This window comes from Pedobacter folensis (assembly GCF_056490665.1).
Map to the genome: position 1 here is coordinate 328,305 of NZ_JBWJIF010000001.1, position 9,630 is coordinate 337,934.

11 protein-coding genes are annotated in these 9,630 nt (G+C 41.3%); all 11 read left to right on the plus strand.

All coding sequences use genetic code 11. From position 1 onward, the window contains the following. Positions 1 to 407: 407 nt before the first annotated feature. Genes AC04QZ_RS01260 through AC04QZ_RS01310 form a run of 11 tightly spaced genes read left to right on the plus strand, consistent with a single transcriptional unit; the run spans position 408 to position 9,627 of the window. A complete protein-coding gene (locus tag AC04QZ_RS01260; protein WP_086545854.1) occupies positions 408 to 1,016 on the plus strand; it encodes a Pvc16 family protein in 609 nt (202 codons plus the stop codon). Beyond that, complete coding sequence (locus AC04QZ_RS01265; protein WP_478356251.1) at positions 1,013 to 2,122, plus strand: hypothetical protein; 1,110 nt, start codon at positions 1,013 to 1,015, stop codon at positions 2,120 to 2,122. The genes AC04QZ_RS01260 and AC04QZ_RS01265 overlap by 4 nt, the downstream gene beginning before the upstream one ends. Before the next feature lie 18 nt (positions 2,123 to 2,140). Next, entirely contained in the window at positions 2,141 to 3,925 is a 1,785-nt protein-coding gene (locus AC04QZ_RS01270) for a phage tail sheath family protein (protein WP_478356252.1), read from the plus strand. 3 nt (positions 3,926 to 3,928) lie between these two features. Next, entirely contained in the window at positions 3,929 to 5,374 is a 1,446-nt protein-coding gene (locus AC04QZ_RS01275; RefSeq protein WP_478356253.1) for a phage tail sheath family protein, read from the plus strand. 22 nt (positions 5,375 to 5,396) lie between these two features. Then, entirely contained in the window at positions 5,397 to 5,831 is a 435-nt protein-coding gene (locus AC04QZ_RS01280; protein WP_086545858.1) for a phage tail protein, read from the plus strand. Positions 5,832 to 5,836: 5 nt separating this feature from the next. Continuing rightward, positions 5,837 to 6,295, plus strand: coding sequence for a phage tail protein (locus AC04QZ_RS01285; protein WP_086545859.1), 459 nt, complete (start codon positions 5,837 to 5,839; stop codon positions 6,293 to 6,295). A gap of 12 nt (positions 6,296 to 6,307) precedes the next feature. Continuing rightward, complete coding sequence (locus AC04QZ_RS01290; protein ID WP_478356254.1) at positions 6,308 to 6,469, plus strand: DUF5908 family protein; 162 nt, start codon at positions 6,308 to 6,310, stop codon at positions 6,467 to 6,469. 2 nt (positions 6,470 to 6,471) lie between these two features. Beyond that, positions 6,472 to 7,191, plus strand: coding sequence for a CIS tube protein (locus AC04QZ_RS01295; protein ID WP_478356255.1), 720 nt, complete (start codon positions 6,472 to 6,474; stop codon positions 7,189 to 7,191). Between the two features lie 6 nt (positions 7,192 to 7,197). After that, positions 7,198 to 8,925 carry a type VI secretion system tip protein VgrG gene (vgrG, locus tag AC04QZ_RS01300; protein WP_478356256.1) on the plus strand — a complete coding sequence of 576 codons (1,728 nt, stop codon included), beginning with the start codon at positions 7,198 to 7,200 and terminating at the stop codon, positions 8,923 to 8,925. A 2-nt stretch (positions 8,926 to 8,927) separates the two neighbouring features. Beyond that, positions 8,928 to 9,206 carry a PAAR domain-containing protein gene (locus tag AC04QZ_RS01305; protein ID WP_478356257.1) on the plus strand — a complete coding sequence of 93 codons (279 nt, stop codon included), beginning with the start codon at positions 8,928 to 8,930 and terminating at the stop codon, positions 9,204 to 9,206. A gap of 1 nt (position 9,207) precedes the next feature. After that, positions 9,208 to 9,627 (plus strand): GPW/gp25 family protein, encoded by a 420-nt coding sequence (locus AC04QZ_RS01310; RefSeq protein ID WP_086545863.1) that lies wholly within the window; start codon positions 9,208 to 9,210, stop codon positions 9,625 to 9,627. The last annotated feature ends 3 nt before the right edge of the window (positions 9,628 to 9,630 follow it).

Genomic DNA, 9,630 nt, shown 5'->3' on the forward strand with positions numbered 1-9,630 from the left:
GCTCATTATCCGTTTGTTTTGTAATTTGTTGATAATTAATGATATAGTTAGTTTTAATCATTCTTGAGTAGTATTTCTAATACGTGCGATATCTTTTTTGTTTCAGTTTAAGTAAGTTTTATTCGCTCAATTTTGTAATTGGTAAAAGCATTGAAGCTCTTTTGCCTTCAAAAAGTATTTATTCCTAAGCGTTGTTTTTAACAAATTGATTTTCAGTGTGTTAAAAACTTACTTCTTAGTGAGTTTATTTTTCATAAAAATTACGTCTGCGTCTTCCAATCGCCACTTTTCAGTTAGCGAATCTGTTAATAACTTTTTTTTGTAATTGTTAATAACTATCGGTGTTTTCCTATCTAAGTTTATGTTAATCCTTTGAATACCAATAGTTCCAAAACGAATTTTTATCTATGATTAACGCAGCATTAGATTTTTTTTCGAAAGAAATTAATGGCTATCTAAACAATATCGCCAACACCACAGGTGAAGATTATATCGTGGTGAGCAGTGTGGTTTCGGAAGGAAAACTTGCTATACCCGAAAAAACGATGGGCATCACTTTGATGAACATTGAAGAAGACAGGGTTGTTAAAGATCAGCGCGTTACGGTCAAAAATATGCTCGGTGATATTGAAACAAGAAACCCCGATATCTACCTCAACCTTTACGTGCTCATTTCAGCAAATTTTAACCATGCTGATACCGAATCACCAACCCTCGATTATTTGGAAGGTTTAAAGAAACTTTCACAGGTAATTGCTTTTTTTCAGGGTAAAAATGTATTTACACAGGCCAATTCGCCTTTGCTGGCCACTATTGATAAAAATATTGAACGTTTAAGTATCGAGCTTTTCAGTTTTAATTTTGAACAGATGAACCACTTTTGGAGCATTATTGGTCACAGTTACCTGCCATCGGTGTTGTATAAAATCAGGATGATTACCGTGCAGGAAAATGTACAGCTGGCACCAGATGGATTAGTTGAAAACATTTTGTTAAACACAAGAACCAAGTTATGAGTGCCTACCGTAAATTATTTTCTGTTGGTGTAAACCACAATTATTATGAGGATAACCTTTGCGATGATTTTGGATTTATGCCCACCAGCGCCTCAATAGCTACCATGCGCAATCAGCGCTGGTTATTTAAAACATTTGGCTCGGGGTTTAGCATGATTACAGAAATAGGCGCCGACTTAAAAAATAAGATCGATCTTTTAGATACCACCCTGCATTTTGGTATCAACTTAAATAATGCCGCCAAATTTTTAGCTGTTACGCAGTTAAATGAGATCGCACCGAATAAGGATTTTTTGAGTAATAAAAAGGTTTATTTTTCTAATAATGCGTTAAATCCGAATCTTGGATACCAGATTATTGACAGCATTGTTAGCGACCTGATGAATCTGAACTTTACACTTCCACCTGTAAATACAGAAGTAATGTTAAGGGTAAACTCACCAACTGAAAATAACCTAATAGTGGATTTCGACAGCGAGGGACTACCTGTTAACGGTCCTTATAAAATTAAACTTAACAGCAGTAAGGTTTTCGAAAAACTGATCAATTTTAGCAAGTTACCCGACGGACTTTACCATATATCCATCAAAAATGCAGCCGATACCGGTAACGATCTGTTGAGTTATAAAATTTTTAAAAGCAACGAATTAAGTGCACAGTCTATTTTTGGTGTACTGGAAATTGAAATGCCTGCAAGCAATGCCGTAGTTACCGAAACCAGGTTTTTGATCAGTTTTTCAAGGAAATCAACCATCTGGAAATATTATATCATTAACCAGAGCGGTATCGATTTGGATGATTTTGATTTGTTTGTAAAAGATAAGAGTCAGGATGGAACACCAAGCGGAAATCCGGTTTATGCCAAATATACCTTTACCGGAAATCCCGTGCCTGCCAACGATCCCGACCCGATAAATAAAATTGCCGATGCCGATATACTGCTTTTTAAAAGCAATGTAAAGATCCCTTTTTTTCAAAAAGTAAAACTGGGTATAGAGCTGAGTAAAAAAGACACCGGAGCAGAGGTGGTACTAACCAGGAATTTGCCCAATCCGGTACCCGAAAAGCAAGCAGGTGATGAGAGTAAAATATATGTATATGTTTAAAAAATAATTAATCATGATATGGCGCTAACATATAAACATCCAGGGGTTTACGTTGAGGAGATTTCGACTATCCCGCCTTCTATTGCACAGGTAGATACGGCCATCCCCGGCTTTATCGGTTATACTGCAAAACGGGAGAAGAACGGTGTAGCCTTTGCTGCTAATACACCGGTTCGCATTACCTCATTATTAGAATTTGAGGTTTTCTTTGGCGCTGCCTTCCCTGAAGTACTCGAAGTAACCATCAATGAACCAGAAAAAGGTAAATTGACACCAAAAATTGATGTAAGCGCCGCAACAACAGTTACGGGTGTTTCGGGCTATATTTTGTACTATCATGTAAAAATGTTTTACGAAAACGGCGGCGGTCCATGTTGGATAATTTCTGCAGGTACATACAATAGCACGCCGGCAATAACCAAGGCTGCTTTAAAACTCGGTTTGCAGGCCTGCGAAAGGGAGGATGAAATTACCCTGCTGCTCATCCCCGAAATTACAGCATTAAGTTCTGCTGCTGATATTAAAGAATTAAACGATGGCATGCTCGCGCAATGCGCCAAACTGCAAGATCGTTTTACCATTATAGATGCCCCACAGGTCAATTTATCAACAACCTATGTGGATGCCGATAAATTCAGGAACGACCTGGTAAGTGCCGATAACCTTAAGTATGGCGCCGCATATTATCCGCAGGTACAAACCGGTGCAAGTTATGGCCGGGTAGCCAATGAAGATATTAAAATAGCGGCCGATAACCGAACAGGTGCCAATAATGGAATTTATAAAAAAGTTGGCTCTACTAAAAAAGCAATTACAAAAATTACCGATAAATCTGTAGCGGCTGTAAAAGCTTCGGCAACCATCACCTTTGATGGTTTAGCCATAACGGGCCATTCGATTTCCATAGCAGGCTTTAGCTTTACTTTTGGTCCGACTGGAATTGCAATCGGTGCAAGCACAAGTATAACGGCGACGGCTTTAAAAACGGCAATTGATGGCAATACAGAACTGGCTGCGCTGGTAGAAACTTCGGTAACAACATCGGTATTAACTGTAAATGCTAAAACTGCAGGTAACGAAGGCAATGCAATTTCCATTGTTTACGATCCAAAAGGAACTACGCCTCAGATTACCTTAAGCAGTTCATTTCTCACCGGAGGCTTTGATAGCACAGACTTTGGCTTGTTTAATCAGATCCAGGCAGCGCTTGATGCTTATACCGTTCCGCTTTATCCTTCGGGCATTATAGCAGGGGTTATGGCACGTGTTGATAGCGACCGTGGGGTGTGGAAAGCGCCCGCCAATGTAAGTTTATTAACCGTTGATAAACCTTTACTTACCGTAAGCGATGAGGAGCAGGATTATCTTAATGTAGATGCCACATCGGGCAAAAGCATCAACGTAATCAGGAAATTTGCTGGCCGGGGAACTTTGGTTTGGGGAGCCAGAACATTGGCTGGTAACGATAACGAATGGCGTTATGTTCCTGTAAGGCGTTTTTTTATCATGGTAGAAGAATCGATCAAAAAAGCAACGGAGTTTGTTGTTTTCGAACCAAATGATGCCAGAACATGGATGCGCGTAAAAAACATGTGCCAAAATTACCTCACTGTATTATGGAGGCAGGGTGCATTGGCCGGAGCCAAAGCCGAAGATGCATTTTTTGTCAATGTGGGTTTGGGCATCACCATGACCTCGCTCGACATTCTGGAAGGACGCCTGATCATAGAAATTGGAATGGCCGCCGTTAGACCAGCAGAGTTTATTGTCCTTAAATTTTCTCACCTATTAGCAAAATCTTAAATTATGGCAACCAATTATAAAACCCCTGGCGTTTACATAGAGGAAATAAGTAAACTGCCGGCATCAATAGCAGCAGTTGAAACGGCTATTCCTGCGTTTATCGGCCGTACCGAATTTGCCAAAGATGAAAATGGGAACGATGTTTTACCTGCTGCGCCAACGAAGTTGCCAACCCCCATCCGGATTACTTCGTTTCTTGATTATCAAAAATATTTTGGCGGTGCCAATTCAGAAACAACGGTTTTCGAAACCAGTGGTATACCCACTATAACCGACACTGAAGTTGACGGTAAAATAGTAAAACGGGTAATAAGCTGTGATGCCAAAAAAAGCGAGACGAGTGGTAAATACATGTATTATGCGATACAAATGTTCTATGCAAATGGTGGCGGAGCCTGTTATATTGTTTCGAGCGGAAGTTACACTACCGATTTAACCACAGATGCTGCCAAAGCGGGTTTAGATGCAATTGCAAAAGTTGATGAACCAACGATGCTGGTATTTACCGATAAGCATAAATTGTTAAATAGCACCAAATCAGGCTATAAAGATGTTTATGATTATGCACTAATGCAATGTGCGAAACTGCAAGACCGTATTGCCATTTTTGATGCCTGGGTATTATCCGATTCTCCCTATGCCGATGCCGGTATTGTGCGGAACGATATTGGTACAGCAAATTTAAAATATGGTGCCGCTTATTATCCCTGGCTGCAAAGTACATTAAGTTATGCCTATAACGAACAGGTAAAAGTAAAACACCAGGTAAATGCCGGTAACGGACCTTATAACGATCTAACCTTAGCTGACATTAAAGCCCTGGATTTAAGTACCTATCGTGCACTGGTAAACGAAATGGATAAAAATGTAATCGATTTGCCGCCTTCGGGTGCAGTAGCAGGTATAATGGCAAGAGTTGATAACAACCGTGGCGTTTGGAAAGCACCGGCTAACGAGAGCGTAAACCTGGTTACTGGCCCCTCATTAAAAGTTACTGCACAACAGCAGGAAACACTTAATATAGACCCAACTACGGGTAAATCAATCAACGTAATCCGCTTTTTTACAGGCAAGGGAACTTTGGTTTGGGGAGCACGTACCCTGGCGGGAAACGATAACGAATGGCGGTACATTTCGGTAAGGCGTTTTTATAATTTTGTTGAAGAGAGCGTTAAAAAAGCCACTGAATTTGTGGTTTTCGAACCCAATGATGCCAATACCTGGCTGCGCGTAAAAACCATGTGCGAGAATTTCTTAAACCAGCTCTGGCGTCAGGGGGCATTACAGGGCGCAAAACCCGACGACGCCTATTTCGTGCGCATTGGTTTGGGGGTAACCATGACCTCGCTTGATATCCTCGAAGGCAGAATGAATGTAGAAATCGGCATGGCAGCCGTGCGCCCGGCAGAATTTATCATCTTAAAATTCTCACATAAATTACAAGAATAATTCATCATAAATTATAAAAATTATGGCAAATACTTATCCATTGCCGGTGTTTCACTTTCAGGTGGAATGGGGCGGTTCGCGAATTGGTTTTACAGAGGTTAGCGGTTTAACCGTTGAAACCCAGTCTATTGATTATCGCGAAGGAAACTCGCCAGAATACCATGTTACCAAAATGCCCGGAATGCAGCAATATACTGCCATTTCGATGAAAAGAGGCATAACAAAAGGCGATAACGAACTTTTTCAATGGTTTAATACCGTGAGTTTGAATAAAATCGAACGCAGGGATTTAACAATCAGCTTGCTTAACGAAAGTCACGAACCGGTGGTGGTTTGGAAAGTTAGGGGCGCATGGCCTTCAAAAGTAGACGGGCCAACATTAAACTCTACCGGTAACGAAGTCGCCATAGAAACGGTCGAACTGGCACACGAAGGTTTAAGTATTGAGTTTACCTAGCTGTTATGAAGATTGTAAATCCTCCTGTTGGTTTCCATTTTTTGCTCCGCATAGAAGGTTTATCTCCACAATATGATGGTTTGCCCGATATTGGTTTTACGGATGCAACGGGTTTTGAGGCAAATATTGCGACAGAAGAATATAAAGAAGGAGGAGAAAACCGCTTTGCACATAAATTGCCAACTGCGGTAACTTACAGCAACCTTACATTAAAAAGGGGATTGTTGATTGGCTCGGCAGCAATGAAATGGTTTAAAGAATCGGTAGAGGCGTTTACATTCAACCCTAAAGATATTACCCTGATTTTGCTGAACGATGCACATGTTCCCCTGCAGGCCTGGAATTTTGTAAATGCTTATCCTGTAAAGTGGTCGGTAGAGGGATTTAATGCACAGCAGAACGGCCTGGTAATAGAAAGTATAGAGTTTGCACACCAGTATTTTAGAAGGATCGAAATTTTTTAACCACAAGTACACATGCCAGTAGAAATTAGGGAACTGAATATTACAGCAACCGTAACCAACAATGTTGCCGGATCTGCGCCACCAAGTGCAACCGGACAAACGGCTACGGATAAGAAATTAAAGAAGGCATTGGAGGAGTTGAGATTACAGATCAAAAATAAGAATGAGAGGTAACTATGGCTTTAAGTCAACTGCATGATCGATTGGGCAATCTGGAAAAACTCGTCATAGATGTTTATTCTGATAACAATTTTTCGGGTTCACCCATCGAAACTTTTAAGGTGTTGTACAATCCCAATACTTATTTTATCGATTATAAAAACGAACTCGATCACGATGCACCGGTAAATGCTGCCGATGGGGTTGGGGAGTTTAAATCGTCGAGGGGTAAAGAGCTTAATTTAGACTTGCTTTGGGATGCCACATCTGCTTCTTATTCGGGCAGTTCAACCTTTCAGGCCGATGTGCAAAATGATAAAACCGTACATAAGGTGATCGAGCATTTTATCGATAGCTGTTTTAAGATCAAGGAAGACACGCATCAGCCAAACTTTTTAAAAATACACTGGGGCGAGCTTACTTTTCAGGGTATGCTTACCGCGGTTAAAGTTACCTACACGCTGTTCGATAATAGCGGAAAACCACTTAGGGCAAAAACCGATTGCACTTTTACCAGTTATACCTCACTCACCGAACAATCGAACGAACAACGACGCAGTTCACCCGATTTAACACATTACAGAAATGTAGAGGGCAATAATTCGCTCCCTTTAATGACATATAATATTTATAAAAACGACAGGTATTATTTAGAAGTGGCTAAGGCCAACAGTCTGAATAATTTTAGAAAATTAAAACAGGGAGCGCGTATTACGTTCCCTCCAATCGAAAAATAATTTACCATGCCAGCTAATTCAGGTGCTCAGAGTTTTAGTATTAAAGTAAACGGACAGGTTTTGTCCGATGCGGTTGGTATTTTGGAAATTGTGGTTACCAACCTGGTTAATGCCATACCAAAGGCCAGGGTGGTGGTGATGGATGGTAGTGCAGCAGCCCAGAATTTTGAATTGAGCAATGGCACAGATTTTATACCCGGAGCCGAAATTGAGATTGCCGCTGGTTATAATGGCGAAAACGAAGTGATATTTTCAGGTTTAATCATCAGTCAAACCATTAAAGCCAACGAAAGTGGCAGTCAGATGGAAATAGAGTGCCGGGATAAAGCCGTTAAACTTACCGCAGGACGTAAAAATAAAATTTGGGAAAATACCAGTGATGCTGATGCCATTACCGATTTGGCTGGGCAAAATGGCCTTACAGCAGATATAGATGGATTGGATCTACAGCACAAGCAACTGGTGCAGTTTAATTGCAGCAATTGGGATTTTATTGTTACCCGTGCCGAATTAAATAGTGCTTTAATCATAACTGAGGCAGGAAAACTAAACATTGCCTCGCCCGATGCAGGGCAGGAGATTACGGCTACCTATACTTATGGCTCCGAAATTTACGATTTCGAAGCCCAGATGGACGCCCGTACGCAATATCCTCAGGTGATTACTAAAAACTGGAATTATACCAGCCAGGAAGTAAAAGAAGAAACATCAACAGCAAAATCGTTGCCCCAACAGGGAAATATTTCGGGCGATGATTTGTCAGGCGTACTCGGATGGGAAGATAACAGTCTTTATCATTCGGGCAATGTTGCCGAACAAGAATCGGCCGAATGGGCAAGTGCACAACTGTTCAGGAGCAGGTTAAACAGGCTTATCGGCAATTTCAGGGTGCAAGGCGATCAAAAGTTGAAACCTGGAATTATTGTGGAACTGTTGGGCATAGGTGAACGTTTTAGCGGTAAATGCTGGGTAACCGGTGTAATCCATTCCTATTCAGGCGAAGCAGCGTGGTACAGTCATGTCCAGTTTGGACTTGATAAAAACCTCCACAGCTACAGTTTCGATGATATTGTAGAAAAACCTGCTACCGGAATCATCCCGCCGGTAAATGGATTGCAGATCGGTATCGTTACCCAGCTGGAAAGTGATCCCGATGGTGAAAACCGGATCAGGGTGCGTTTGCCTACCGTTGAAAAGGAAGGTGATGGGATTTGGGTCAGATTGGCGGCCGTAGATGCCGGGAAAGACCATGGATGGGTTTGGAATCCCGAAATAGACGATGAAGTAATTGTAGGTTTCATAAACGACGATCCGAGGGATGCCGTGATTTTGGGACGATTATATAGCAGTTCATTTCCACCTCATGTAGAGGCTAAAGACGATAATTACCTGAAGGGATTATCCACAAAATCGAAACTGCAGTTATCGTTTGATGATGAAAAGAAAATAATCAAAATAGAAACACCGGGAGGTCATTCCATAACGCTCGATGAAGATCAGAAACAAATCGCTATTCAGGATATGAATGGCAACAAAATAGAAATGGGAGAGGACGGGATCAAGATTGAAAGTATTAAAGACATTACGCTAAAAGCATCAGGCGATTTAAAAATCGATGGAACAAACATTACGACCAACGCCAATGCACAATTAAAACTAAGCGGAAGCGGAGGCACCGAGTTAAGTTCGTCGGCAATTACAAAAGTGAAGGGAAGCATGGTTCAAATTAATTAAAAATGGCAAACGCAGCAAGAGTAACCGATACCACTAACCACGGTGGAACTATAATTGGCCCTGGGGTACCTACGGTTTTAATAGGGGGCATGCCTGCCTGCGTGGTTGGCGATAACCATGTTTGTGTATTGCCGCCAAATAGTCATCAGCCAACCGTAAGCCCTTTTCCGGCCGGTAGTGCAACGGTATTTATTGGTGGTTTGCCTGCAGTAAGAACCGGCGATAGCTGTATTTGTGGGGCAAGTGCCGTAGTGGGCTGCCCAACTGTAACAATAGGATAAAATGGATACTGAAAATAACTTTTTAGGCAAGGGCTGGACTTTTCCGCCAGTAATTACCAAATATGAAGGTACCGATCGCTTTGCAACCGGCATGGTAAGCGACGTGATTGATATTAACCAGAGCCTCGAAATCCTTTTTGGTACGGCAGTGGGCGAAAGGGTAATGCAGGCCGAATATGGTTGCAATGTGGAAGATATGATTTTCGAGCCCATTAATGTTACGCTGGTGACCAGGATCACCGAAAGGATAAGAAGGGCCATTATTTATTACGAGCCACGCATTAAACTCGATAAACTGGATGTTTTTAAAAATGAAGAAAACGGAATCATCAACCTGGTAATAGAATACACCGTCAGGAGTACCAATACCCGGAACAATATTGTTTACCCTTATTATTTAACCGAAGGCACAAATATTTAAGAA

What these genes read in the sequence shown, in the direction of transcription:
- AC04QZ_RS01310 (WP_086545863.1), top strand. Translation starts at nt 9,208, where the DNA reads ATGGATACTGAAAATAACTTTTTAGGCAAGGGCTGGACTTTTCCGCCA.
- AC04QZ_RS01280 (WP_086545858.1), top strand. Translation starts at nt 5,397, where the DNA reads ATGGCAAATACTTATCCATTGCCGGTGTTTCACTTTCAGGTGGAATGG.
- AC04QZ_RS01260 (WP_086545854.1), top strand. Translation starts at nt 408, where the DNA reads ATGATTAACGCAGCATTAGATTTTTTTTCGAAAGAAATTAATGGCTAT.
- vgrG (WP_478356256.1), top strand. Translation starts at nt 7,198, where the DNA reads ATGCCAGCTAATTCAGGTGCTCAGAGTTTTAGTATTAAAGTAAACGGA.
- AC04QZ_RS01285 (WP_086545859.1), top strand. Translation starts at nt 5,837, where the DNA reads ATGAAGATTGTAAATCCTCCTGTTGGTTTCCATTTTTTGCTCCGCATA.
- AC04QZ_RS01275 (WP_478356253.1), top strand. Translation starts at nt 3,929, where the DNA reads ATGGCAACCAATTATAAAACCCCTGGCGTTTACATAGAGGAAATAAGT.
- AC04QZ_RS01290 (WP_478356254.1), top strand. Translation starts at nt 6,308, where the DNA reads ATGCCAGTAGAAATTAGGGAACTGAATATTACAGCAACCGTAACCAAC.
- AC04QZ_RS01295 (WP_478356255.1), top strand. Translation starts at nt 6,472, where the DNA reads ATGGCTTTAAGTCAACTGCATGATCGATTGGGCAATCTGGAAAAACTC.
- AC04QZ_RS01265 (WP_478356251.1), top strand. Translation starts at nt 1,013, where the DNA reads ATGAGTGCCTACCGTAAATTATTTTCTGTTGGTGTAAACCACAATTAT.
- AC04QZ_RS01305 (WP_478356257.1), top strand. Translation starts at nt 8,928, where the DNA reads ATGGCAAACGCAGCAAGAGTAACCGATACCACTAACCACGGTGGAACT.
- AC04QZ_RS01270 (WP_478356252.1), top strand. Translation starts at nt 2,141, where the DNA reads ATGGCGCTAACATATAAACATCCAGGGGTTTACGTTGAGGAGATTTCG.